This window comes from Streptomyces sp. NPDC002619 (assembly GCF_042889305.1).
Lineage (GTDB): Bacteria > Actinomycetota > Actinomycetes > Streptomycetales > Streptomycetaceae > Streptomyces.
On record NZ_JBIAQV010000001.1, the window covers coordinates 54,746 to 78,793 of the forward strand.

The following is a 24,048-nucleotide window of genomic DNA, read 5'->3' on the forward strand; positions in this document are numbered from 1 at the left end:
AACCACTGGGAGCCGCGGACACAGTGTCGTGTCCGCGGCTCCCGTGCATCCACGCGCGTGCGGGTCCGTTCAGTGCCCGCGGCGCTCCTCCATGTCGTGGATCTTCTCGACCAGTTGCTGCGCCATCTGCTTGATGGTGGCCAGGCCCTCGCGCCCCCACGTGTGGGTGTCCGTGTCCACGACACAGATCGTGCCCAGGGCCATGCCCGTCTTCCAGTCGATCAGCGGGGCGCCCATGTACGAGCGGATGCCGATCTCGTCCACGACCCGGTTCCCGGCGAACCGCGGGTAGTCGCAGACGTCCTCGAGCACCAGCGCCTTCTTGCGCACGACCACGTGCGGGCAGTACCCCTGGTCGCGCGTCATCGTCCGGCCGACCGCCTGCTGCGGGGCCGCCTCGAGGGCGACTCCCGGCTGGCCGGCCGCGTACAGCCCGGCGAAGTACTGACGGTTCTCGTCGATGAAGTTGACCATCGAGAACGGCGCGCCGGTGACCTGCGCCAGATTGCGGGCGAAGTCGTCGAACTCCGGAACGGGGGTGTCCCCGAAGCCGAGTTCACGCAGCCGGGCCACCCGGGCGGGCGCGTCGCGGTCCTCGGGGGTCAGCAGCAGATGGCTGGTCGGGTCGTACTGGGACTGGCTCTGGGTGTAGGGAACCGGGGCTGACATGCAGGCTCCATTCGGTCGCGCCGAGTGTGGCTCAGTGCGACGGGTTGAGCTCCACGGGCGAGGTGCCGGGAGTCGAGGCGAGCAGATGCTGGACGAGTGAGATCAACACGCGGGTCGAGGAGTTGCACTGCCGCGCATCGCACATCACCACGGGTACATCGGGCTTGAGATCGAGCGCGGCGCGAATCTCTTCGGGGTCGTAGCGGTAGGCGCCGTCGAACTCGTTGACGGCCACGATGAAGGCGATGCCGCGCCGCTCGAAGAAGTCGACGGCGGCGAAGCAGTGGTCCAGCCGGCGGGTGTCGGCGAGGACCACGGCGCCCAGTGCCCCGTTGGACAGCTCGTCCCACATGAACCAGAACCGCTCCTGTCCGGGCGTGCCGAACAGATACAGGACGTGGTTCTGGTCCAGGGTGATACGGCCGAAGTCCATCGCCACGGTGGTGGTCGACTTGTCCTCGATGCCCACCAGGCTGTCGGTGCGAGCGCTGACCGAGGTGAGCAGCTCCTCGGTGCTCAGGGGTTCGATCTCGCTGACCGCTCCGACGAACGTGGTCTTGCCGACCCCGAAGCCTCCCGCGATGAGGATCTTCAGGGCGGTGGGGAACGGATCAGAGCCGCTTGCGAAGGCCATGCAGCACCGCCTCCAGGAGGGTTCGGTCGGTCGGGAGGGCCGCCTCGACGGCACGGGGCGATCTCTTGGCGAGCGCCTGGTGCGTCTCGAGGTCGGAGAGCAGGACTTTGGTGATGACGGCGGGCAGCCGCAGATGGGCGGCGACCTCGGCGACCGACACGGGCGCGTCGCACAGCGCGAGGACCGTGTCGTAGTCGGGGCCGAGATACGTCGACGGCTGGACGCCGGTGGCCATCACGAGGGTGAGGAGGTCGAAGTGGGACGAGGGACGGGTGCGACCGTTACTGACGGTGTAGGGCCGTACCAAGCGCCCTGCGTCGTCGTCGAGCCACGACCCGTCCTCTGTCTCCGACATCCTCAGCGCCCCGGATCCATCGACGACCCGACCGGCTGTTGCCGAGCGGGTGTGGCGAGGTACGGGCGGACGCTCTTGACCAGCATGGCCATCTCGTAGCCGAGCACGGCCGCGTCGGCGTCGCGCTCGGCGAGGACGGCCAGGCAGGCGCCGGAGCCTGCCGCGCACACGAACAGCAGGGCGGTGTCGAGTTCGACGACGACCTGGCGTACGTCGGCGCCCTGCGCGAACTGGATGCCCGCGCTGCGGGCCAGCGAGTGGAGTCCGGAGGCCAGGGCGGCCAGGTGTTCCGCTTCGGCGGTCGTCGCGAGCCCGTCGTAGGCCTTGGCCAGTCCGTCGGAGGACAGCAACAGGGCGCTGCGGGTGTAGGGGACCCGTTGGACGAGACCGGCCAGGAGCCAGTCCAGGTTCTTCGCCTGGCCGGCGTGCATGTCGCTCACGAGGGGTTCCTTCTCCTTGTAAGAAGTACGCAGCCTGCGGTCAGCGGGAGCTGTCGGCGGGCGGCTCGTCGGGTTCGTGGTCGGCGAGGCTGACTCCACGCTGGAAGCTGGCCATCAGTCCCGGATCGTGCTCGACCTGCTGCTCGTCGTCCCGGCGGGGGAGGGGCCCGTCGCGCAGCTCCGGCACGAGGTTCTCCTGCGCGCGCCGCTGGGGCAGCTGCGGCCGGTCGCTGTGAGGGCTTCCGTACGCGGACCCGCCGTCTGCCGGGGCCATCGGTTCCGGCTCCCGGGTGTACGGCGGGGCCGGGGCCGAAGCCGCGCCCATCGAGCGGGCGGGCGGCAGCGGCTGCCGCAGCTGCGGCGCCGACGACTGGGCGAGGGCGGCCTGCACGGTGTGTCCGACGGATGCCTGCACGGCCGGTTGTACGGCGGTGTGGCCGGCGGGCTGGATGTGCGGGGCCGGTACGGCGGCGGCCGGGGCCTGCGCCTGACGCGGCGCGGGGATCTGCGCCGGGGGGACCTGGGCGGGAGCGACCTGGGCCGGGGGAACCTGCGCCGGCCGGGAGGCCTCGGCCACCGCCCGGGCGTCGGCCTCGGCCGGTTCGCTGCCCATGAGCCCATTGGGGACGACCAGGATCGCCTGGGTTCCGCCGTAGATGTTGTTCTGCAGCCGTACCGCGATGCCGTGCCGGCGGGCCAGCGCGGACACCACGTACAGGCCGATGCGGCCGTCGGCGAGCAGCTTGCTCAGGTCGATGCGGTCCGGCTCGGCCAGCAGCGCGTTCATCCGGGCCTGCTCGTGCACCGGCATGCCCAGACCGCGGTCCTCGACCTCGATGGCCAGCCCCGCCGTCACGCGCTGGGCGCGCAGCAGCACCTGGGTGTGCGGGTCGGAGAAGATCGTCGCGTTCTCCACCAGCTCGGCGAGCAGGTGGATGACGTCGGCGACGGCGTGGCCGCGCAGAGTGCCCTCGATCGGCGGCACCAGCTTGACCCGCGAGTAGTGCTCGACCTCGGCGATCGACGAACGCAGCACTTCGGTCAGGGTCACCGGGCGCGTCCACTGCCGGCGGGAGACCGAGCCGCCGAGGACGGCGACGTTCTCGGCGTGGCGACGGATGCGGGTGGCCAGGTGGTCGACGTGGAACAGGCCTTTGAGCAGCTCTGGGTCCTCGACCTCGTTCTCGAGCTGGTCGAGCATGTTGATCGCCCGGTGCACGAGGGACTGCAGACGCCGGGCGAGGTTGACGAAGACCTCGACCTTCTCCTCGCTGTCCGGCGCGCCGGCGCGGGCGAGCTGCGCGGTCTGCGCCACGACCGTCCGGGCCTGCCACATGCCGACGCTGATCTCGTACCCGAGTCGGCCGAGCGTGTCCTCGGGCGGCGGCGCGTGATGGGTGAACGGAACCTGCTCGACCTGCTCGCCCTGCTCCACCCGGCGCAGTACGTCCTGGAGGTCGGCCTGCCCCGCGGCGACGCTGTGGCGCAGCAACTCGTACCGCTGCGACACCGCACGTTCCTCGCCGCGGCCGGAGCGGACCGCGCCGACGAGCACTCCGCAGCCGAGGACGGCGGCGGCGGTGAGGACGGCCCACGTGCCCGCGTGGGCGGCGCCCTCCTGGGAGAGCAGGACGAACACGACCACGGCGGTGGCCAGCAGCGCCATGAGCACCGCGGGAAGCACGGCGAGGCGCACGGCACGGGAACGTATGGCCGAATCCGTCGGCGAGTCCTGAGTAGGGGGCCTGGCATGCCTGTTCCGTGCAGGCAGTGTCGCCGTCACCCGACCGGGCTCCGAACGCACTGCATAAGTCGGGGTTTCGGGCATCGGGGTCCTCTCGATCAAGCAACTGGGGACACTCGGCGCGCAGCGCGATGCAACCGTCAACTCCAGTATGGAATCAGACAGTTAATCGGACAGCCACCCTACGCCAAACGCCCCTGGGGAACGTAATCACTCCATGACAGTTAGGGGACACCTGGCCAGCCGAAACGATTTTTTACCGAGCGTTCGAGGTCGGCGGCGGGAGCGCGTACGAGACAAAGGGCGTATGTGCCGAGTAAGGCAACAAGCTGGAATTACGCCATTGATGAGCGTCTGTGTTCAGGGTGGCGAGAAGGGGACCATGCGGTGCAACTGGTACGACCCCGGCATCCTGCAGTCCTTCCCGGAGGGGGATGGAGTGCGGGGTGCCGGGGTCGTGGGCGGGGGCTGGTGTGCTGCGGCTTGTCAGCCGACGAAGATCTCGACGACCGACCAGACGGCGAGGCCGAGCATGCACACGCCGCCGACGCGCTGAACCGTCTTGAGCGGGACGCGCTTCGCGATGAAGCGGCCGGCGACCAGCGCGAGCGCGGACACGGACATCAGAGCGGCCGCGGAACCGATCGCCGTCGACCAAGTGCCGTTCGTGGCAGCCAGGTTGGCGGTCGTGATCTGGGTGAGGTCACCCCATTCGCTGATGAACACGGCCATAAAGGCGGTGCTGTAGACCGGCCAGAACCCGGTGACGGCCTTGCCGCTCGCGTCCTCTTCGTCGTCGTCACCCCCGCCGCGCAGGAGCATGAACGCGCCGAAGGCGAACAGGGACGCGGAGATGAGCTTGACGATCCAGTCGGGCAGCAGACCGATGAGGCTGCCGGCTCCGATGGCGATGGCGACGTGCACGATGAACGCCGTAGAGGTGCCGAACCACACGTACAGCGGGCGCATACGGGTGCCCATGGCGAGCGACGCGAACATCGTCTTGTCGGGGAGCTCGGCGAGGAAGATCAGCCCGAAGGCGGTGATGATCGCCAGGGGGTCGAGGTGCATTCCTGGGGCTTTCTGTACGGGCCGGGCCCCCGGACCATCGCGAGTCACCCTCGGCGGGGCTACGGACGACCGTCGGCCCGGCATGACGGTGCGCCCGCGGCATACGGGCACAGCACTGCCTGGCCGAAGGTCTCGCCCACCCGCACCACGATGTGTACGGGCCCGGCCACCGGGAGCCCGAGGGCTCCAGCATGTCGACGACCGGTTCGCGGGGCTACTCCCCTTCGCTGTGCCTCCAGGGTACAGGGACCCTGCCGGACGCCGGTATGGCCGATGTCACCCGGCGGTCACGCTGGCCGAGTGGTGGACGGCCCGCCGGGTGGCGCCGGCGTCACCCTGCGTGAGACGGCGGTGTACGTCCCGGCGCAGATCGTCGGCGCGATCGCGGGCGCGATCCTGGCCGACGCGATGTTCGGCGAACCGCTGGTCAAGTGGTCCACCCATGACCGCTCCGCCGGAGACCTGCTGCTCGGCGAGGTCTTAGCGACGGCCGGCCTGATCCTCCTGATCTTCGGCCTGGCCCGCACCGACCGCCTCCGCTTCGCCCCCGTCGCGGTCGCGTCCTACATCGGCGCCGCGTACTGGTTCACGTCCTCCACGTCCTTCACCAACCCGGCGGTGGCGATAGGCCGAGCCTTCACCGACATGTTCGCGGGTATAGCCCCCGGGTCGGTCACCGGGATCATCGGGATGCAACTCGTGGGCGCGGTGGCCGGTTTGGCGCTGGTGGCGGTCATCTTCACACCGGGCCGGAAATCCGCCGAGTGACGCATACGGTCCCGGACCGGCCGGCTCACGCCATGCCGAGCATCTGCCTCATCGCGGCGACGACTGGCGGCTCGACCCGGTAGTACACCCAGGTGCCTCGCCGCTCGGAGGTGAGCAGCCCGGCTTCCTTGAGCTTCTTCAGGTGATGGGAGACGGTCGGCTGGGAGACGCCGACGTCGGAGATGTCGCACACGCACGCCTCGCCGCCCTCGTGCGAAGCGACCAGCGAGAACAGCCTCAACCGCACCGGATCGCCGAGCGCCTTGAACATCCGGGCGGTCTTCTCCGCCTCCTCGGCGGTCAGCGGCCGCTCGGTGAGCGGCGGGCAACACGGCGCCACGACCTCGGGCTCCAGCAGGGGCAGCACCTTGGTATTCGACATACGTCTATGTTGACACATGTCGAACCGGTGGAGGGATGGGCGCCTGAATTCGATGAATGTCTATATTGGCCCTGCTGCCTGGGCCCGGGGGCCAGGTGAGGCGAAGCGGGAAAGCCTCGCCCACTCCGCAAGAAACTCCGCTCACGGCCAAACAAGGCAATAAGGCTGATGCCCCGCCTCATGCAACCGATGGCTGAAGTCCTGCCACTCGTGCAGCAACTGGTACACATTGAACGCATCCCGCGGCCCGCCCCGGTCCGGGACCGTCGACCAGATGAACGCCGCCGCGCCCACCGCCTCCTCGCCTATGCCGCGGAGGGGGTCGACCACCGTCATCGGAAGTTTGACCACCGCGTAGTCGGGGTGCAGGACGACCAGTTCCAGGGGTGGCACCTTGTGCAGGGGTACGCCCTCGATGCCGGTCAGCACCATCGCGGCCATCGTCTCCGGCTTGATCTTGGTGAACATGCCGTTCATGCCGAGCTCGTCGCCGCCGAGTTCCTCGGGGCGCATCGAGATCGGGACGCGGGCCGCGGTCGCGCCGTCGGGCGCGCCGAAGTACTTGTACGTCACCCCCACCCGACCACCATTCCTGCTCCCCGCCCTCAGCCGCTCTGTCCGCCGGTCCATACGTCGGTCGTCCCGCTCCGACTCACCCGGTCCACCATGTGTCTGACGTGCTTCGGCCGCTTCCTCCGCCTCGCGTCGGTGCCTTCCCTGCCGGGCACGTCGAGGACCCAGGTCATCAGTCCCCTCGCCCAGTCCGCCACCGCGATGCATATCTCCACCCGACTGCTTTTCTAGGACGCGTGGCCCCGGCCGCGCAACCCGATCATCGTGTCAGTGACCTCCCCCACGGCCGCCCGCCGAAACGTGCGCCGAAACACCGGTCCGCAGGATCTTCGCAGCCCCTGAACACGCTGTGCCATATGAGCTGTGTGTATCACCTCTCACTTCACTTCGCAGTCTTACAGATGGCCGCGGATCGACCACGTGTTTGCCGGACAGGTGACGGCGTCGGCCTACCCTGAGGAGGTCACTATGCAACCGCAGTCCGGGTACCGGGTACGGGTACGTCGAGATGGCCGGAAACGGTCCCGAGAAGGTCGGAGAAGTCGCAGGTCATGAGTGAATCGCCCTCCACAGGAGCGCCCCACCCGCCCTACCCCTACGAAGCGCCCGTGTCGCAGGCCCTGTTCGACCGTGCGTCCCTCGTCACGCCCGGGGGCGTGAACTCCCCGGTGCGCGCCTTCCGTGCCGTCGGCGGCACGCCCCGGTTCATGGTCTCCGGCAGCGGTCCGTATCTGACCGACGCCGACGGGCGCGAGTATGTCGATCTCGTCTGCTCCTGGGGACCCATGATCCTCGGGCACGCGCACCCCGACGTGATCGCCGCCGTACAGGAGGCCGTCGCACGCGGTACGTCCTTCGGCACGCCCGGCGAGGGCGAGGTCGCCCTCGCCGAGGAGATCGTCGCCCGGGTCGAGCCCGTCGAGGAGGTCCGGCTCGTCTCCAGCGGGACCGAGGCGACCATGAGCGCCATCCGGCTCGCGCGCGGGTTCACCCAGCGGGCCAAGGTGATCAAGTTCGCCGGGTGCTACCACGGGCACGTCGACTCGCTGCTCGCCGCCGCCGGCTCCGGCGTCGCCACGTTCGCGCTGCCCGACACCCCCGGCGTCACCGGTGCCCAGGCGGGCGACACGATCGTGTTGCCGTACAACGATCTGGAGGCCGTGCAGGAGGCCTTCCACCGGCACCCCGGTGAGATCGCCTGCGTCATCACGGAGGCCTCGCCCGGCAACATGGGCGTCGTGCCGCCGGGCCCCGGGTTCAACCAGGGGCTCAAGGACGCCTGCTCGAAGAACGGCGCCCTCTTCATCTCCGACGAAGTCATGACCGGCTTCCGGACCAGTCGGAGCGGGTGGTACGGGATCGATGGGGTCAAGCCCGATCTCATGACCTTCGGGAAGGTCATGGGGGGTGGGTTCCCGGCCGCCGCCTTCGGGGGGCGCGCCGACGTCATGGCCCATCTGGCCCCGGCCGGGCCCGTTTATCAGGCCGGCACCCTGTCCGGGAATCCCGTCGCCACCGCCGCCGGGCTCGCCCAGCTGCGGCTGCTCGACGACGCGGCGTACGAGAAGGTGAACTCCGTATCCGCGCAGATCCAGTCGCTCGTCACCGAGGCGCTGACCAAGGAAGGCGTCGCACACCAGCTGCAGACCGCCTCCAACATGTTTTCCGTCTTCTTCACCGACCGGCGCGTGCGCGACTACGAGGACGCCAGGCGTCAGGAGTCCTTCCGCTTCACCGCCTTCTTCCAGTCGCTGCTGGCGAACGGCGTCTATCTGCCGCCGTCGTCCTTCGAGTCCTGGTTCGTGTCCACGGCCCACGACGAGCGGGCCATCCAGAAGATCGCCGACGCCCTCCCGGCGGCGGCCCGAGCAGCCGCGGAGGCCACCGCGTGAGCGACATCAGCAGCACCGAGAGCGATATCACCGTCGTCCATCTCATGCGCCACGGCGAGGTCGCCAACCCGGACGGGATCCTGTACGGGCGGCTGCCCGGCTACCACCTGTCCGAGCTGGGGCGGCAGATGGCCGACCGGGTCGCTGAGCACCTCGCCCCGCGCGACGTGACGTACGTCGTCGCCTCGCCGCTGGAGCGGGCGCAGGAGACCGCGACCCCGATCGCCAAGGCGCACGGGCTCGGCCTGGACACCGACGAGCGGCTCATCGAGGCCGACAACGTCTTCCAGGGCAAGACCTTCGGCGTGGGCGACGGCGCGCTGCGCAAGCCCGAGAACTGGAAGTACCTCGTCAACCCGTTCAAGCCGTCCTGGGGCGAGCCGTACGTCGACCAGGTCGTGCGGATGATGCAGGCGCTGGACGCGGCCAAGGACCGGGCCCGGGGCCACGAGGCCGTGTTGGTGAGCCATCAGCTGCCGATCTGGATCGTGCGGTCCTACGTCGAGAAGCGGCGCCTGTGGCACGACCCGCGCAAGCGGCAGTGCACGCTCGCCTCGCTGACGACCTTCACCTACCGGGGCGACAAGATCGTGTCCGTCGGCTACACCGAGCCCGCGCGCGATCTCGTCCCGGCCCATCTCCTCGCCGGCGCCAAGCCGGTGAAGGGGAAGAGCAAGGCCTTCGGGGCGTAGGACGCCGTACGACACGTTCGTCGTGTTTGTTGCGAAATCACGATAATCACGAGCAACCTCCCCGTTCGTCCCGCCCTCTGACTGGGTGACCAGCAGCAGGACGTGATGAACGGGGATGCGATGCGCACGCTCACTCGCAGGGGAGCCCTCGGGCTCGGGGCCGGTGCCACGGCCGCAGTCGGGCTCGTGGGGTGCGGCACGCATCGCGCCACCCAGGGCTCAGACGGTTCGACCGCCGCCGCCGGTTCCGGAAGCGGCGAGGGGTCCGGCAAGGGGCGAGGCTCCGCTCATCCCGTCCGGCCCATCGGCGACGGCTCCACGTCCTTCACCGGCAAGCAGCCCCACCAGCCCGCGCGACCCGAGCCGTTGGAGCCCGGCCGGACCCCGCCGCAGTTCGTGATCTTCTCCTGGGACGGCGCCGGCGAGGTCGGCAACGGGCTCTTCCCGCGCTTCCTCGACCTCGCCAGGGAGCACGGCGCGAGCATGACCTTCTTCCTCTCCGGGCTCTATCTGCTGCCCGAGTCGAAGAAACGGCTCTATGACCCGCCGAACAACCCGCGCGGCGCCTCCGACATCGGCTACCTCACCGACGAGCACATCAGGGCCACGCTGACGAACGTCCGCCGCGCCTGGCTCGAGGGCCACGAGATCGGCACCCACTTCAACGGGCACTTCTGCGCCGGCTACGGCACGGTCGGCCACTGGACCCCGCAGCAATGGCGCAGCGAGATCCAGCAGGCCAAGTCGTTCGTGAAGGAGTGGCGGACCAACACCGGCTGGAGCGACCTGCCGTCGTTGCCGTTCGACTACGACAAGGAGCTCGTCGGCGGCCGTACGCCCTGTCTCCTCGGCCAGGACAACCTGCTGCCCACCGCCCGCGAGCTCGGCTGGCGCTACGACGCCTCCTCGCCGGGCGGGCGTCAGGTGTGGCCGGTGAAGAGGCAGGGGGTCTGGGACCTGCCGTTGCAGCAGATCCCGTTCCCCGGACGGTCCTTCGAGGTGCTGTCCATGGACTACAACATCCTCGCCAACCAGTCGGTCAACTCGACGAAGGCGCCCGCCTACAACTACCCGGGCTGGCGCACCCAATCCGCCCAGGCCTATATTTCTGGTTTCAAGCGGGCATACGAGACAAATCGTGCACCCGTCTTCATAGGCAACCACTTCGAGCAGTGGAACGGCGGCATCTACATGGACGCCGTCGAGGAGGCCTTCAAGTACATCGCGCGCGAGAAGGAGAAGGGCGCGGACGTACGGCTCGTCTCCTTCCGGCAGTTCACCGACTGGCTGGACGCCCAGCGGCCCGAGGTGCTCGACAAGCTGCGCACCCTGGACGTCGGGCAGCAGCCCGCGAGCGGCTGGAAGGAGTTTTTGTCCGACAGCCCCGCACCCTCCGGAAGTGCCGCCTGAAATGCGGGTTTCCACCCGCAAGGGGGGTGCGCAAGATCCCCGGATCGGACATGCGAAACTTTTCACATGAGTACCCGTAGCCGCGCCGTCCTGCTCAGCGCCGTGGTCGCCGCATCGGCCCTGACCGTGTCCGCGTGCGGCTCCGGCGGCACCTCGGGCGGCGGTGGCAACACCAACTTCGTGACCGGGAACAACGGCATCGACACGGCCGCGAAGGGTTCCCGGGCCGCGGCGCCCGACCTGTCGGGCAAGACGATCGACGGCAAGACCCTGGACGTCGCCGACTACAAGGGCAAGGTCGTCGTCGTCAACGTCTGGGGCTCGTGGTGTGGCCCGTGCCGCGCGGAGGGGCAGTACTTCGCCAAGGTCTCCAAGGAGTACGCAGACCAGGGCGTCCAGTTCGTGGGCATCAACACCCGCGACACGAGCACCACCCCGGCGGTCGCCTTCGAGAAGGAACAGGGCATCACCTACCCGAGTCTGTACGACCCGACGGGCAAGCTGATGCTCCGCTTCAAGAAGGGCACGCTCAACCCGCAGCTGATCCCCTCCACGCTCGTCATCGACCGGGACGGGAAGATCGCGGCGCGGGCGCTGCAGGCGCTCAGCGAGGAATCCCTGGTCAAGATGATCAAGCCGGTCCTCGCGGAGAAGTGACGTGAGTGCAGTGCTGACGCTCGCCGCGGAGACGGGCCAGAACGCGACCGTGCTCAACGGCGCCCTGCTGGTGGCCCTGCCGATCGCCGTACTCGGCGGGCTCGTCTCCTTCTTCTCCCCGTGCGTCCTGCCGCTCGTGCCCGGATACCTCTCCTACGTCACGGGAGTCGCCGGCACCGATCTGGCCGAGGCCCGGCGCGGACGTATGGTCGGCGGTGCCGCCCTCTTCGTGCTCGGCTTCACCGTCGTGTTCGTCTCGGGCGGCGCCCTGTTCGGCTTCTTCGGGGCGACACTGCAGGACCACCAGGAAGTGCTGTCCCAGGTGCTGGGCGCGCTCATGGTCGCCATGGGCGTGTTCTTCATGGGCCTGATGCCCTGGCTCACCCAGCGCGAGTTCCGCTTCCACAACCGTCCGGCGACCGGACTGGTGGGGGCGCCGCTGCTCGGCGCGCTGTTCGGGATCGGCTGGACGCCCTGCATCGGTCCGACCCTGGCGTCCGTGCAGGGACTCGCCATGAACCAGGCCAGTGCCGGGCGCGGCGCCCTGCTCACCGTCGCCTACTGTGTGGGCCTCGGCGTGCCGTTCGTGCTCGCCGCCGTGGCCTTCCGCAAGGCTCTCGGTGCCTTCGGCTGGGTCAAGCGCCACTATGCCTGGGTGATGCGCATCGGCGGCACGATGATGATCGTGACCGGTGTGCTGCTGCTGACCGGGGCCTGGGACCGCCTGGTGCAGGAGATGCAGACCTGGTCCAACGGCTTCACTGTGGGGATCTGACGCGATGAGCAACACCACCACCGACACCTCCCCGAGCGGGGCCGAGGACCAGGACCAGGACCTCGGCGCCGCCGGGTCGCAGTTGTCCACCGCGCCTCAGGAGGAGGCGGTGAGCCTGCCCGGCCTGGGCGTCATCGGCTGGGTCCGCTGGTTCTGGCGGCAGCTCACCTCCATGCGGGTCGCGCTGCTGCTGCTCCTGCTGCTGTCCCTCGGCGCGATCCCCGGCTCGCTGATCCCGCAGACCGGCATCGACATCACCAAGGTCGACGACTTCCGCAGGACCCACACGACGCTCGCGCCGATCTACGACAAGCTCGGCCTCTTCCACGTCTACAGCTCGGTGTGGTTCTCCGCGATCTACATCCTGCTGTTCGTCTCCCTCATCGGCTGCATCGTGCCCCGCACCTGGCAGTTCGTGGGCCAGCTGCGCGGCCGTCCGCCGGGTGCGCCGAAGCGGCTGACCCGGCTGCCCGCCTACACCACCTGGCGCACCGAGGCCGACCCCGAGCAGGTCCGCGAGGCCGCGCTCGCCCTGCTGAAGAAGCGCCGCTTCCGCGCCCACCTCGTCGGGGACGCCGTCGCCGCCGAGAAGGGGTACGTGCGCGAACTGGGCAACCTGGCCTTCCATGTCGCCCTGATCGTGCTGCTGATCGCCTTCGGCTGGGGGCAGATGTACAAGTCGGACGGCACCAAGCTGGTCGTCGAGGGCGACGGGTTCTCCAACTCGATGCTGCAGTACGACGACTTCAAGTCCGGCAGCCTCTTCACCAACGACGACCTCGTGCCGTTCAGTTTCGACCTGAAGGACTTCACGGGGACGTACGAACTCACCGGCCCCAACCGCGGCACTCCGCGCACCTACCAGGCGAAGCTCACCTACAGCAAGGGCGCGTACGGCAAGGAGACCGCGACCACCATCAAGGTCAACGAGCCGTTGGAGATCGACGGCGCGAAGGTCTACCTGGTCAGCCACGGCTACGCGCCCGTCGTCACCGTCCGCGACGGCAAGGGGAACATCGTCTTCCGCGACGCCGTACCGCTGCTGCCGCTCGACGGCAACGTCACCTCGTCCGGCGTCGTCAAGGTCATGGACGGCTACAAGAACGCGCAGGGCGTCAGCGAACAGCTCGGCTTCCAGGCGTTCTTCCTGCCGACCTACGGCGGCAAGGGATCTACGATGCTTTCCCAGTTCCCGGCGCTGTTCAACCCGATGCTCGCGCTGAACGCCTACCACGGCGACCTGGGCGTCAACTCGGGCATCCCGCAGAGCGTGTACCAGCTCAACAAGAAGCACATGAAGGAGTTCAAGGACGCCCAGGGCAATCTGCTCAAGCAGCAGCTCAAGCCCGGGCAGACCATGCAGCTCCCGAACGGCGCCGGCTCGGTCACCTTCGACAAGGAGATCAAGGAGTGGGCCGGCTTCGAGATCGTCCAGGAGCCCGGCAGCGGCTGGGCGCTGGGCGGTGCCGTCGCCGCGATCTTCGGCCTCGCCGCCTCCCTGTTCATCCAGCGCCGCCGAGTCTGGGTGCGGGCCGTGCGCGGCGCCGACGGCGTCACCGTCGTCGAGATGGCCGGACTCGGCCGCAGCGAGTCATCCAAGGTGCCCGAGGAACTGGGCGACCTCGCCGGAACCCTCTACGACCAGGCGCCCGGGGCACCCGACCCCGAGGACGACCCTTCACCATCCCCCGACCCTCACGTCGTACCTGCCGAAGGGGCTGAGAAGCAGTGACTTCCGCCGCCGCAACCGAACTCGCCGTCGCGACCAACGAACACCTCGCGAGCATCAGCAACACGCTGATCTACTCCGCGATGGCCGTCTACACGCTCGCCTTCTTCGCCTACATCGCCGAGTGGCTGCTCGGCAGCCGCAGCAAGGTCGGCCGTACGGCCGCCGCGCTGACCCCGGACGCGACGAAAAAGGCCGCCGGGCCCGCCGTCACCGTCAAGAAGGCGGGCGGCACCGCTGTACTGGAGCGGCCCAAGATCGTCGTCCGGACCGCGGCCGGCGCCCGGGACGTACCGGACGGACCAGGCGCGCACGGCGGTGACGAGCAGGGCGACATGTACGGCCGGATCGCCGTGTCTCTCACCGTGCTCGCGTTCCTCGTGGAGCTGGCGGGCGTCGTCGCCCGGGCGGCCTCGGTGGAGCGTGCGCCGTGGGGCAACATGTACGAGTTCAACATCACGTTCTCCACGGTCGCCGTCGCCGTCTACCTCGCGCTGCTGGCCCTGAAGAAGAACGTCCGCTGGATGGGCCTGTTCCTCATCACCACGGTCCTGCTCGACCTGGGCCTCGCGGTCACGGTCCTGTACACGGCGAGCGACCAGCTGGTCCCGGCGCTGCACTCGTACTGGCTGTACATCCACGTCTCCACGGCGATCTTCTGCGGCGCGGTCTTCTATGTGGGCGCGGTCGCGACGATCCTGTACCTGTTCAAGGACTCGTACGAGAACAAGCTGCAGACCGGCGGCAAGCCCGGCGCCTTCGCGACCTCGGTCCTGGAGCGGCTGCCCGCCTCCGCCTCGCTCGACAAGTTCGCCTACCGCGTCAACGCGGCCGTCTTCCCGCTGTGGACGTTCACGATCATCGCGGGCGCGATCTGGGCGGGCGATGCCTGGGGCCGCTACTGGAACTGGGACCCGAAGGAAACCTGGTCCTTCATCACGTGGGTCGCGTACGCCTGCTATCTGCACGCCCGCGCCACGGCCGGCTGGAAGGGCCGCAAGGCCGCCTACCTCGCGATGATCGCGTTCGGCTGCTGGCTGTTCAACTACTACGGCGTCAACATCTTCGTGAGCGGCAAGCACTCCTACGCGGGCGTGTGAGCCGTCCCCGTCAGAGGCCGGGGCGGCGGCCGTAAGGCGTGCGGAACCCTCCGTGGCGGGTCACGCTGGTGTCATGACCGGTTCCATCGGACCCATCCAACAGGGCACCAGCAGGACCGACGGGAACACGCACCTGTTGCACTTCCTCGTGCGGATCCCGCGGCCCATGGAGAAGGTCTGGCCGGCGCTGGCCAGCCCGGAGGGGCTCGCGGGGTGGTTCACGGCCGCCGATGTCCTCGAACCCCGGCTCGGTGGCGCGGTCAGCCTGCGGGGCCTGGGTGCGGGGCGGGTCACCGCGTGGGACGTGGACCGGGTCGCCGAGTACACGGTGGAGGGCGGCCGGATCCGCTTCCACCTGGAGCGGGACGGCGACACGGCGAGCACTCTGCGCTTCACGCACGAGTTCCGGGGCGAGGGGGAGGCGGAGACGCGGTGGCGGAGCCGGTTCGAACGGCTGATCGAACAGCTCGCCGACTAGCTCCGGGCGCCTACGCCGACGGCAGGCACTCCTTCCCCGGTGGCTTCCCCGTCAGGCGACGGTGATCGAGTCGAGTTTCTCCCTCAGGTACGTGTGGGAGTCGACGGGCGGATACGCCCCCCGGCTCACCGGCGCGGGCACGGACTCGACGCAGGTGCCCGGGGTGCACTCGCCGAAGTAGACCAGCGACATCAGCTCCTCGGCGGGCGCGTCCGTGGGCGGCGGCAGCACCCGGTGCCGCCCGGACCGCCACCGGTCACCGGTCCAACGGGCCATGAGATCACCGATGTTGATGGTGAAGGCGGCGGGATCGTAGGGCGCGTCCTCCCAGCCGCCCTCGTCGGTGAAGACCTGGAGCCCGCCCTTGCCCGCCTGCCGGTCGAGGATGGTGACCGTCCCGAAGTCGGTGTGCGGCCCGAGCCAGCCCCGCCCGCCGACCCTGGCCTCGTAAGCGGCCTTGATGTCGGCGGGGAGTCGGAGTGTCGGTGCACGGCACGCGCGAGACCGGCGCCCTGGACCGCGCCGTACGGCTGCTCGGCGGGGCGGGGCTGCTGCGGGCCGCGTTCCCCGGGGACGTCCTGGCCCTGCTCGCGCTGCCGGACCACCGCCCCGGCGACCCGGTCCTGGGCCAGGTAAAGCGAGGGGAAACCTGATCTGTACCCTGGCCCGATCGTCGTCAGGTGGGCGGCAGTTGGGCCACGGGTGGGCCACGGTTGGGTGGGAGGAACGGTCATGGTTGCTGCTCCGGTTCTGGAGGAGTTGCGGGAGGTCTGCCAGCCGCAGGCCAAGCTGGCGAGCCGCAACGGCGAACACTGGGCGGGCCGCCTCTACATGCGCAGGCTCTCCCTCCGCCTCACCCGCCAACTGGTCCGCACGCCGGTCACGCCGGATCAGCTGACCTGGACGATGGTGGTGTGCGGGGTGGCGGCGGGCGCAGCGCTCCTGCTCCCGGGCCTGCCAGGTGCCGTACTCGCAGTGATCCTGATGCAGCTCTTCCTCCTCTTCGACTGCGTGGACGGCGAGGTCGCCCGCTGGAAGGGCCAGAACAGCGCAACCGGCATCTACGTGGACCGCCTGGGCGCCTACTTGGCCGACGCGGCGCTGCTGGCGGGCGCCGGCTTCCGGGCGGCGGACAACGGCTTCGGCGGCTGGCTGTCGATCGGCATCGCCACCGCCCTCGGCGTGGTCCTGCTGAAGGCCTCGACGGACCTGGTGGACGTGGCCCGCGCGCGGCGCGGCCTCGGCGTCGCCGACGACGAGTCGACGCGCCCGCGCTTCCAGGGCGTGGCGAACGTACGGCGACTGGCGGCGGCCTTCAAGATCCACCGCGTGACGAACGGCATCGAGGCGTCGCTGGTGCTGCTGGTCGCGGCTGTCGCCGACGCGGTCTCCGGCGGGATCGAGCCGACGCGGTGGGCACTCGGCGCCCTCGCCGTGATCACCTGGGTGATGGTCCCGGCCCACCTGCTGTCGATCCTGTCGTCGTCGCGCCTGCGCTGAGCCTCTCGAGCACCGCGTAGTCCGCGAACGTACGGCGGTAGCGCAGGTGCCGGGTCTCCTGGGTGTGGCGGCGCTGCCATTCCTCGACCTGGTCCGGGGCGGGGTGGGGGCCTGACATGGCGCCGCAGTCGGACTCGTCGCCCGAGACGCAGCGGGCCTCGTACTCCGGGTGGGCCGTGGGGTCCTGGGCGATGACGTACGGGACGTAGCGGAAGAGGCGACGGCCCGTCCAAGAGCGGGCGTTGGCGGCCCGCACGCCCGCGGTCACGCGTTCCTCCTGTGTCGCCGGGCGGATCAGGCCCGGGTCTGCCTCCCATTCCCGGCCGCCGCCCACCGGACGCAGCATCACGTGGGTGTACTCGGAGTCGCTGGACCGTGGCCATTTCAGCAACGATCCGGCCGTCTTCGCGCGCCACGACCGGACCTATGATGTGCTCAGGACCGATGTGCTGTCGGGCCCTGAATCTGCCGCTCTGATCAGCGACTTCATGGAAGGGTACGCGCATCATGGACAGGCACGAGCTGAGCGCGGCGAGTTGGTATCAAGAGCAGCTACAGCGGTTCAAACGGCGGCGACTGCATAGAAGTCGCCCCCGATTTCCCCGCCGTAGTCCCCGTCCGTGACAGCAAAACCCCCACCGGCCCCACCCTGTTGATCTCCCGCCAGGCCTGGTCGGAGTTCGTGGCGTCCGTTTCCTAGAGCCGGATCAACAACTTCCCGGTGCTCGTCCGCGCCCCCATCAGCCGGTGCGCCTCCGCCGCCTCCTCCAGGGTGAACTCCGCCGTCACCGGCAGGGACACCGTGCCGTCGACCGCCGTCGCGAAGGCGCGTTCGGACAGGGCGCGGAGCCGGTCCGGCGCCGTCTTCGCCAGGGTCAGGATGGAGAAGCCGGCGACCGAGATGCCGAGGGGATACAGCTCCGGCTGGCCCACGCTCCACGGCGCCGCCGAACTCGCGTTGCCGAAGGAGACCAGGCGGCCGAAGACGGCCAGTGAAGCCAGGCTCGCGCGCAGGGTCTCGCCGCCCACGGGGTCGAGGGCGAGGTCGACGCCCCGGCCGCCGGTCGCCTCCCGCACCGGTTCCTGGAAGGCGCCGACGAACACCTCGTCGTAGCCGTGCTCACGCGCGTACGCCGCCTTGGGTGCCGAGGACACCACGCCGTACACGGCGCCCGCGCCCGCGGCCCGCGCCAACTGCCCGACCACGGTGCCCACTCCGCCCGCCGCGCCCTGGACGAGGAGCGTCTCGCCGGGCTGGAGGCGGCCCACCGAGTGGACCAGGGCGTACGCCGTCGGCAGCACCGTCGGCAGGGTGGCGGCTGTGCGCAGGTCGACGCCGGAGGGCACCGGGAAGGCGGTCGTCGCGTCGGCCACGACCACGTCGGCGTACGCGCCGCCTTCGGTCAGGGCGACCACCTCCTGGCCGACGGTCAGGCCCTCGACCCCGTCGCCAACGGCTCGCACACGGCCGGAGACCTCCAGACCCGGGACGAACGGCAGCCCCGGCACCCGGTAGCCCTCCGAACGCGCCTTCAGATCCGCGAAGTTCACGCCGGTGTACGCCACGTCGACGCTCACCTGACCGGGCCCGGGTTCGGGAACCTCGGTCTCCACGACCTTCAGGACCTCGGGACCGCCGTACTCCTGGAACTCGACCGCGCGCATGGCACACCAGCACCCTTCACTGAGTGTTCGATGAGAGGCGAACACTCGCGAGTGTATGGTTTTCATCGAACACTCGGCAACCGTGACAGGGTGAGGAGGACGGCATGGCCACCACCAGTCATCGGGCCGCCCCCGAGCACACCCATCCCGAGGACGTCTCCGTCCAGACCGCCCTCGCGGCACTGGCCGATCCCGTACGCCTCAGCCTCGTCAGGGAGTTGGCGTCTTCCACGGAGTGGTCGCGCAGCTGCGGCAGCTTCGACGTGCCGGTTGGCAAGGCGGCGCTCAGCCACCACTTCGCCGTACTGCGGAGCGCGGGCCTCGTGGAGCAGCGCGACGAGGGGCCCCGGCGGGTCAACCGGCTGCGCAGGGCGGAGTTCGACGCCCGTTTCCCGGGGCTGCTCGAGCTGGTTCTGCGGGACGATCCGGCCGTCTGAACGTCCTCGCCCGCTCCGGCGTCCCAGTTACGGACCCGGAGCGAAGGAGGGGACATGAACAAGCGCGTACGGTCCTACATGTGGGTCGGCGTGGCCCTCGCGGTCGTCGCCGTCGCCGTGGCGGTCGCCCTGACCCTGCACGGACTGCGGAACCTGGGCGCCGACGAACGTGCCGGTGTCCGGAGCAAGGGTGACGCCGGGACGGAATGCGTCGGCACCCGTCCCGCCGGCAGCCTCCCCGACCTCCACGGCGAGTCCGCCACCTTGCGCGTCGTCCTGCGCATCGACCAAGTGGCGCCCCGGCGTTACCCGGGCGTCTTCACCGGACTCGGCGTCGACGAGGACGACCGGGCCGCCGACGTGTGGCGCATCCCCTCCGACGCCTTCGACGCCGAGATCTGCGGCCTCGCCGTCCGGGGTGTGACCGTCCGGCTGCACGACACCGATGTGAACCGGAAGACGCTCGACGCCCTCTCCGACCGCATCGTGACCGACATCAAGCGCTGGGACGGCACCTTCGAGATGCGTGAAGTCGCCGTGGACGAGCGGGGGTTCGTCCGTGTCGGGGTCGACGACCCCGACACGGCAGAGCCGATCATCGAGAAGGCGTACGGAGAGCAGAACGCCCGGTACATCCGGGTCGAGCACGTGGAGCAGGCTCATGCCGACGTCGGCTGACCCTTCCGCCGCAGCACCCCGTACACCCCCGCCGCCACCACGAAGCCGACGTACTTCTCCTGGTTCCGGTTCCCGCCGGTCCGGGCCCAGGGGCGCACTGTCCGCTTCGGGAGGCTGACCGGCGTACAACCTGCACGCATCGGCCTCCGCCGACTCCGGGACCGTGCAGCCCCCTCAGATGTCCTTCGACTCCTCGCCGGTCTCCTTGCGGCGCAGTTCCTCCTCGCGGCGGCGCAGGTCGGCCTCCCAGTTCTTCAGGAGCGCCTCGTCCCGCTTGTTCTCGTCGGCGAGGGACCTCAGGAACGCCGGGTCGTCGTCCGGGGCGACCTGGTCGAAGCGGTGGTTGCGGTGCCACTCCGAGGGCGTGCGGCCGCCCACCGGGGGCTGGCGGACCTTGCCCGCGGCGAGCCAGACGATCGGGCCGACGATCCAGAACAGCAGGATGATGAAAACCCAGGCGATCTTGGGCAGATGCCTCGCCTCGTCCTCGGGTGTGTTCAGGCAGTCGATGAGTGCGAAGATCGTCAGCGCCAGCGGCACGAGGTACATGAGCAGCCTGAGCATGGCGGAAAGCCCCCTGGAATGTGGTTGAGGGGCCCTCACCCGGCCCCGTGACGGGGCCAGGGTAGCCGCTCGGGGATACTGGACCCCATGGCTTACGACGATCTTCGCTCCCTGCTCCGGGCGCTGGAGCGCGAGGGTGACCTCAAGCGCATCAAGGCCGAGGTCGACCCGTATCTGGAGGTCGGGGAGATCGTCGACCGGGTGCAGAAGTCCGGCGGCCCGGCGCTGCTCTTCGAGAACGTGAAGGGCTCCGCCATGCCCCTCGCGATGAATGTCTTCGGCACCGACCGGCGCCTGCTCAAGGCCCTCGGCCTGAAGTCGTACGGCGAGATCAGCGACAAGATCGGCGGCCTGCTGCGGCCCGAGCTGCCGCACGGATTCGTCGGCGTCCGCGAGGCCTTCGGGAAGCTCGGCGCGATGGCGCACGTACCGCCGAAGAAGGTGAAGTCCGACAGCGCGCCCGTGCACGAGGTCGTGCTGCACGGGGACGAGGTCGACCTGGAGCGGCTCCCGGCGCTGTTCACCTGGCCCCAGGACGGCGGCTCCTTCTTCAACCTCGGGCTCACCCACACCAAGGACCCGGAGACGGGCATCCGCAACCTCGGGCTGTACCGCCTCCAGCGCCACGACAACCGCACCATCGGCATGCACTGGCAGATCCACAAGGACAGCCGCAACCACTACCAGGTGGCGGCGAAGAGGGGTGAGCGGCTGCCGGTCGCCATCGCCTTCGGATGCCCGCCCGCCGTGACGTACGCCTCGACCGCGCCGCTGCCCGGCGACATCGACGAGTACCTCTTCGCCGGGTTCATCGCGGGCAAGCGGATCGAGATGGTCGACTGCAAGACCGTGCCGCTGCAGGTGCCGGCGAACGCCGAGGTCGTGCTGGAAGGCTGGCTGGAGCCCGGCGAGATGCTGCCGGAGGGACCCTTCGGCGACCACACCGGCTTCTACACCCCGCAGGAGCCCTTCCCGGCGCTGCGGATCGACTGTGTGACGATGCGGCGCCGGCCGCTGCTGCAGTCGATCGTCGTAGGCCGCCCCCCGACGGAGGACGGACCCCTCGGCCGTGCGACGGAGCGGTTCTTCCTCCCGCTGCTGAAGATCATCGTGCCGGACATCGTGGACTACCACCTGCCCGAGGCCGGCGGCTTCCACAACTGCGCGATCGTCTCGATCGACAAGAGGTACCCCAAGCACGCCCAGAAGGTGATGCACGCGGTCTGGGGCGCGCACATGATGTCCCTGACCAAGCTGATCGTGGTCGTCGACGCCGACTGCGACGTGCACGATCTGCACGAGGTCGCCTGGCGGGCCCTCGGCAACACGGACTACGCCCGTGACCTCACGGTCGTGGAAGGTCCCGTCGACCATCTCGACCACGCCTCCTACCAGCAGTTCTGGGGCGGCAAGGCCGGGATCGACGCGACGAGGAAGTGGCCCGAGGAGGGCTACACGCGGGACGGGGGCTGGCCCGAGATGGTGCTGTCCGACCCGCAGACGGCGGCGAAGGTCGACCGCCGGTGGAAGGAGTACGGCCTGTGAGCAGCGCCTCCGCCGCGATTCCGCAGCCAGGACGCACCAAGGCGTTCCTGCGGCTGGTGATGATCGAGCACTCGGTCTTCGCGCTCCCCTTCGCGTACATCGCCTCGCTGACCGCGATGTTCGAGTGGGACAGGAACATCCACTGGGGCAGGCTGCTCCTGGTCACCATCTGCATGGTCGGGCTGCGCACCTTCGCGATGGCCGTGAACCGGATCATCGACCGCGAGATCGACGCCCGCAATCCGCGCACCGCGCACCGCGAGCTGGTGACCGGCGCGATGTCCGTGCGGCACGCCTGGACGGGCGCGCTGATCGCCCTGGTGATCTTCCTCGGCGCGGCGGCCGCGCTGAACCCCCTGTGCCTGGCCCTCGCCCCCATCGCGGTGATTCCGATGGTGGTGTACCCGTACGGGAAACGCTTCACGAACTTCCCCCAGGCCCTCCTCGCCCTCGCCCAGGCGATGGGCCCGGTCGGCGGCTGGCTGGCGATCAGCGGTGAGTGGTCCTGGACCGCGGGGATCCTGGGCCTGGCCGTCGGCGTCTGGATCGGCGGCTTCGACCTGATCTACGCGTGCCAGGACATCGAGACCGACCGAGCGATCGGCGTGATGTCGGTCCCGGCGCGCTTCGGCATCCCGGCGGCGATCTGGGGCGCGCGGGTCTGCCACGCGATCACGACGGCCCTGTTCGTCTGGTACGGCCTGGCCACCGACGCGGGCGCGTTCTTCTGGCTGGGCCTCGTCATCGTCGCGGCCGCGTTCGCCTACGAGCACACGATCGTGCGCCCGCACGACCTGTCCCGGCTGAACAGGGCGTTCTTCAGCGTCAACGGGTTCATCGGGATTGCCCTGTTCGTGTGTGCGCTGCTCGATCTCCTCGTGCGTGGTCTGACCGTGTGAGTACGGTCCGGCCTACCATCGAGTGCAGAGAGAGGAAGGCCGACGTGACCATCTCGGACAGCGACCGCCTGCACTCGCAACTCGCCCGGTACGAGGACATGTTCCGCGGGTACCGGATGGAGGTTGTCGAGGGCAATATCGTGATGAGTCCGCTCAGGCCGTTCCACAACGAGACCATCATGCGTCTCTGGACACGGTTCGAGGCTCAACTGGGCCCGGAGTGGGGATTCATCAGCGATGTGGCGATCCCGTTCAGCGACGACTTCGAGTTCTGTCCCGATCTCGCCCTCATCCCGGCGGCCGAGAGAGACCGGAATCTGAGTGCCTACGCGCCCGAGCTCATCGAACTCGCCATCGAGGTCGTTTCCCCGAGCAGCGTCCGCAACGACTACGAAGTCAAGAACAAGCAGTACGCGGCCCGGGGCATTCCGAACTACCTGATCTTCGATCCGCAGAGGGGGCACGTCGTCACGCTGTGGAATCCCGGCCCCGACGGCTATCTCGGACGGGACACGCTTCCGTACGGGGGCAAGGTCACCGTGGAGACCAAGCTCGGACGCCTCACTGTCGACACCAGCCGCCTTCCCATCGGCCCCAAGGCCCCCAGCCAGTCCTGAGCACACCCCACCCCACCGGTACGCTCAAGGTGTGAACGCAGGAGAAATGCAGCGCACGCCTTGGATCGTAGGGGTGTCCGGCGCCTCCGGCACGCCCTACGCCGCCGCCGTGCTGCGCGCGCTCCTGGCCGCCGGTGAGCGCGTCGACCTGGTGGTCAGCCGGGCCTCGCGGCTCACGCTGCTCGACGAGACCGGCATCGCCTTCCGGGACGCCCACTGGCAGGACGACCTGCGGGAATGGCTGTCGCGCGGCGCCGACGGGAAGCCCGGCACCTTCACGGTGGACGTCACGGGGGTGCGGTACTGGAACGCGGGGGATCTCGCCGCCGGCCCGTCCTCGGGGTCGTACCCGGCGAAGGGCATGCTCATCGTGCCCGCCTCCACCGCCGCCGTGGCCGGTGTCGCCCTCGGGCTGTCGAAGGACCTGCTCCAGCGGGCGGCGAGCGTGACCCTCAAGGAGCGCCGCACGTTGGTGGTGGCCGTACGGGAGACCCCGCTCAACGGTCAGACGCTGCGGCACCTGGTGACCCTGGACGACGCGGGCGCGAGCGTGGTGCCCGCCTCGCCGGCCTTCTACGCGGGCGCGACCCACATCCAGGACCTGGTGGACTTCGTCGCGGGACGGGTCCTCGACGCGGCGGGGGTGACGCACGGGCTCTACCGCCGCTGGGAGGGCGAGCTCGGCGGCGGTGCGCGGACCGAGTGAGCATCACACGGCGCAGTTAGTACTCATCACTTCAGGAACTCTGCAGACCTCTCATCGGAAGGCTTCGA

General features: G+C 69.4%; 28 protein-coding genes and 3 pseudogenes. 19 read left to right on the forward strand and 12 right to left on the reverse strand.

Annotated features, from left to right (window positions below; genetic code table 11):
* Window positions 1-69: 69 nt before the first annotated feature.
* From ACFYXB_RS00285 to ACFYXB_RS00310, 6 genes are all read right to left on the reverse strand, one after another.
* A complete protein-coding gene (locus tag ACFYXB_RS00285) occupies window positions 70-669 on the reverse strand; it encodes a GAF domain-containing protein (RefSeq protein ID WP_351361812.1) in 600 nt (199 codons plus the stop codon).
* A 31-nt stretch (window positions 670-700) separates the two neighbouring features.
* On the reverse strand, window positions 701-1,303 hold the full coding sequence (locus ACFYXB_RS00290; protein ID WP_351361809.1) for an ATP/GTP-binding protein: 603 nt from the start codon (window positions 1,301-1,303) through the stop codon (window positions 701-703).
* Complete coding sequence (locus tag ACFYXB_RS00295) at window positions 1,281-1,658, reverse strand: DUF742 domain-containing protein (protein WP_351361807.1); 378 nt, start codon at window positions 1,656-1,658, stop codon at window positions 1,281-1,283. Before ACFYXB_RS00295 ends, ACFYXB_RS00290 begins: the two co-directional genes overlap by 23 nt.
* Window positions 1,659-1,660: 2 nt before the next feature.
* Window positions 1,661-2,089 (reverse strand): roadblock/LC7 domain-containing protein, encoded by a 429-nt coding sequence (locus tag ACFYXB_RS00300; protein WP_351361854.1) that lies wholly within the window; start codon window positions 2,087-2,089, stop codon window positions 1,661-1,663.
* A 49-nt stretch (window positions 2,090-2,138) separates the two neighbouring features.
* Entirely contained in the window at window positions 2,139-3,794 is a 1,656-nt protein-coding gene (locus ACFYXB_RS00305) for an ATP-binding protein (RefSeq protein WP_389576410.1), read from the reverse strand.
* A gap of 534 nt (window positions 3,795-4,328) precedes the next feature.
* Window positions 4,329-4,913 carry a TMEM165/GDT1 family protein gene (locus tag ACFYXB_RS00310; RefSeq protein ID WP_389576411.1) on the reverse strand — a complete coding sequence of 195 codons (585 nt, stop codon included), beginning with the start codon at window positions 4,911-4,913 and terminating at the stop codon, window positions 4,329-4,331.
* Window positions 4,914-5,190: 277 nt separating this feature from the next.
* Between ACFYXB_RS00310 and ACFYXB_RS00315 the strand changes: the two are divergent.
* Window positions 5,191-5,681, forward strand: a pseudogene (locus tag ACFYXB_RS00315) (aquaporin); the annotation flags it as partial.
* 25 nt (window positions 5,682-5,706) lie between these two features.
* Here the strand turns inward: ACFYXB_RS00315 and ACFYXB_RS00320 are convergent.
* Window positions 5,707-6,063: an ArsR/SmtB family transcription factor gene (locus ACFYXB_RS00320; RefSeq protein ID WP_389576412.1), complete on the reverse strand. Its 357-nt coding sequence runs from the start codon at window positions 6,061-6,063 to the stop codon at window positions 5,707-5,709.
* Window positions 6,064-6,204: 141 nt separating this feature from the next.
* Window positions 6,205-6,843, reverse strand: coding sequence for a hypothetical protein (locus tag ACFYXB_RS00325; protein ID WP_351354747.1), 639 nt, complete (start codon window positions 6,841-6,843; stop codon window positions 6,205-6,207).
* A gap of 344 nt (window positions 6,844-7,187) precedes the next feature.
* Between ACFYXB_RS00325 and hemL the strand changes: the two genes are divergently transcribed.
* The 8 genes from hemL to ACFYXB_RS00365 all read left to right on the forward strand — a co-directional run bounded on the left by hemL (window position 7,188) and on the right by ACFYXB_RS00365 (window position 15,369).
* On the forward strand, window positions 7,188-8,528 hold the full coding sequence (gene hemL, locus ACFYXB_RS00330; RefSeq protein WP_389576413.1) for a glutamate-1-semialdehyde 2,1-aminomutase: 1,341 nt from the start codon (window positions 7,188-7,190) through the stop codon (window positions 8,526-8,528).
* Between the two features lie 44 nt (window positions 8,529-8,572).
* A complete protein-coding gene (locus tag ACFYXB_RS00335; RefSeq protein WP_388502667.1) occupies window positions 8,573-9,220 on the forward strand; it encodes a histidine phosphatase family protein in 648 nt (215 codons plus the stop codon).
* 120 nt (window positions 9,221-9,340) lie between these two features.
* Complete coding sequence (locus ACFYXB_RS00340) at window positions 9,341-10,630, forward strand: hypothetical protein (RefSeq protein WP_389576414.1); 1,290 nt, start codon at window positions 9,341-9,343, stop codon at window positions 10,628-10,630.
* Between the two features lie 66 nt (window positions 10,631-10,696).
* Window positions 10,697-11,287 carry a TlpA family protein disulfide reductase gene (locus ACFYXB_RS00345; protein ID WP_388502643.1) on the forward strand — a complete coding sequence of 197 codons (591 nt, stop codon included), beginning with the start codon at window positions 10,697-10,699 and terminating at the stop codon, window positions 11,285-11,287.
* Between the two features lies 1 nt (window position 11,288).
* Window positions 11,289-12,062: a cytochrome c biogenesis CcdA family protein gene (locus ACFYXB_RS00350; protein ID WP_389576415.1), complete on the forward strand. Its 774-nt coding sequence runs from the start codon at window positions 11,289-11,291 to the stop codon at window positions 12,060-12,062.
* A 4-nt stretch (window positions 12,063-12,066) separates the two neighbouring features.
* Window positions 12,067-13,794: a cytochrome c biogenesis protein ResB gene (locus tag ACFYXB_RS00355; RefSeq protein WP_389576416.1), complete on the forward strand. Its 1,728-nt coding sequence runs from the start codon at window positions 12,067-12,069 to the stop codon at window positions 13,792-13,794.
* A complete protein-coding gene (ccsB, locus tag ACFYXB_RS00360) occupies window positions 13,791-14,891 on the forward strand; it encodes a c-type cytochrome biogenesis protein CcsB (RefSeq protein WP_389576417.1) in 1,101 nt (366 codons plus the stop codon). Before ACFYXB_RS00355 ends, ccsB begins: the two co-directional genes overlap by 4 nt.
* 73 nt (window positions 14,892-14,964) lie before the next feature.
* Window positions 14,965-15,369, forward strand: a complete 405-nt coding sequence (locus ACFYXB_RS00365; protein ID WP_389576418.1) for an SRPBCC family protein — start codon at window positions 14,965-14,967, stop codon at window positions 15,367-15,369.
* Window positions 15,370-15,420: 51 nt separating this feature from the next.
* Here ACFYXB_RS00365 and ACFYXB_RS00370 read toward each other — a convergent pair.
* Window positions 15,421-15,801, reverse strand: a pseudogene (locus ACFYXB_RS00370) (2OG-Fe(II) oxygenase family protein); the annotation flags it as partial.
* Window positions 15,802-15,848: 47 nt separating this feature from the next.
* On the opposite strand from ACFYXB_RS00370, the gene ACFYXB_RS00375 reads away from it, so the two are divergent.
* Both ACFYXB_RS00375 and ACFYXB_RS00380 read left to right on the forward strand, forming a co-directional pair.
* The gene (locus ACFYXB_RS00375; protein ID WP_389577462.1) at window positions 15,849-16,022 is read left to right on the forward strand and encodes a hypothetical protein; all 174 of its coding nucleotides are present in this window, start codon (window positions 15,849-15,851) and stop codon (window positions 16,020-16,022) included.
* Between the two features lie 79 nt (window positions 16,023-16,101).
* On the forward strand, window positions 16,102-16,869 hold the full coding sequence (locus ACFYXB_RS00380) for a CDP-alcohol phosphatidyltransferase family protein (RefSeq protein ID WP_389576419.1): 768 nt from the start codon (window positions 16,102-16,104) through the stop codon (window positions 16,867-16,869).
* Here ACFYXB_RS00380 and ACFYXB_RS00385 read toward each other — a convergent pair.
* Entirely contained in the window at window positions 16,808-17,215 is a 408-nt protein-coding gene (locus ACFYXB_RS00385) for a hypothetical protein (protein WP_389576420.1), read from the reverse strand. The genes ACFYXB_RS00380 and ACFYXB_RS00385 overlap by 62 nt on opposite strands.
* A 4-nt stretch (window positions 17,216-17,219) precedes the next feature.
* Here ACFYXB_RS00385 and ACFYXB_RS00390 point away from each other — a divergent pair.
* Window positions 17,220-17,493 (forward strand): annotated as a pseudogene (locus ACFYXB_RS00390) (transcriptional regulator); the annotation flags it as partial.
* Window positions 17,450-17,569 (forward strand): DUF397 domain-containing protein, encoded by a 120-nt coding sequence (locus ACFYXB_RS00395; RefSeq protein ID WP_389577406.1) that lies wholly within the window; start codon window positions 17,450-17,452, stop codon window positions 17,567-17,569. The pseudogene ACFYXB_RS00390 and the gene ACFYXB_RS00395, both read left to right, overlap by 44 nt.
* Here ACFYXB_RS00395 and ACFYXB_RS00400 read toward each other — a convergent pair.
* On the reverse strand, window positions 17,566-18,534 hold the full coding sequence (locus tag ACFYXB_RS00400) for a zinc-binding alcohol dehydrogenase family protein (protein WP_389576421.1): 969 nt from the start codon (window positions 18,532-18,534) through the stop codon (window positions 17,566-17,568). The genes ACFYXB_RS00395 and ACFYXB_RS00400 overlap by 4 nt on opposite strands.
* A 104-nt stretch (window positions 18,535-18,638) precedes the next feature.
* Here ACFYXB_RS00400 and ACFYXB_RS00405 point away from each other — a divergent pair, with 104 nt between their 5' ends.
* Window positions 18,639-18,971, forward strand: a complete 333-nt coding sequence (locus ACFYXB_RS00405) for an ArsR/SmtB family transcription factor (RefSeq protein WP_389576422.1) — start codon at window positions 18,639-18,641, stop codon at window positions 18,969-18,971.
* A 54-nt stretch (window positions 18,972-19,025) separates the two neighbouring features.
* Window positions 19,026-19,649 carry a hypothetical protein gene (locus ACFYXB_RS00410; protein ID WP_389576423.1) on the forward strand — a complete coding sequence of 208 codons (624 nt, stop codon included), beginning with the start codon at window positions 19,026-19,028 and terminating at the stop codon, window positions 19,647-19,649.
* A 174-nt stretch (window positions 19,650-19,823) separates the two neighbouring features.
* Here the strand turns inward: ACFYXB_RS00410 and ACFYXB_RS00415 are convergent, their stop codons facing one another.
* Window positions 19,824-20,213: a PLD nuclease N-terminal domain-containing protein gene (locus tag ACFYXB_RS00415; protein WP_351354696.1), complete on the reverse strand. Its 390-nt coding sequence runs from the start codon at window positions 20,211-20,213 to the stop codon at window positions 19,824-19,826.
* 87 nt (window positions 20,214-20,300) lie between these two features.
* On the opposite strand from ACFYXB_RS00415, the gene ACFYXB_RS00420 reads away from it, so the two are divergent.
* From ACFYXB_RS00420 to ACFYXB_RS00435, 4 genes are read left to right on the forward strand one after another with little or no spacing between them, the layout of a single operon-like run.
* On the forward strand, window positions 20,301-21,758 hold the full coding sequence (locus ACFYXB_RS00420; protein WP_389576424.1) for a menaquinone biosynthesis decarboxylase: 1,458 nt from the start codon (window positions 20,301-20,303) through the stop codon (window positions 21,756-21,758).
* Window positions 21,755-22,657, forward strand: coding sequence for a menaquinone biosynthesis prenyltransferase MqnP (mqnP, locus tag ACFYXB_RS00425; RefSeq protein ID WP_388505912.1), 903 nt, complete (start codon window positions 21,755-21,757; stop codon window positions 22,655-22,657). The genes ACFYXB_RS00420 and mqnP overlap by 4 nt, the downstream gene beginning before the upstream one ends.
* A 44-nt stretch (window positions 22,658-22,701) precedes the next feature.
* Window positions 22,702-23,274: a Uma2 family endonuclease gene (locus tag ACFYXB_RS00430; RefSeq protein ID WP_389576425.1), complete on the forward strand. Its 573-nt coding sequence runs from the start codon at window positions 22,702-22,704 to the stop codon at window positions 23,272-23,274.
* 46 nt (window positions 23,275-23,320) lie between these two features.
* Entirely contained in the window at window positions 23,321-23,980 is a 660-nt protein-coding gene (locus ACFYXB_RS00435; protein ID WP_351354762.1) for a UbiX family flavin prenyltransferase, read from the forward strand.
* Window positions 23,981-24,048: the final 68 nt, after the last annotated feature.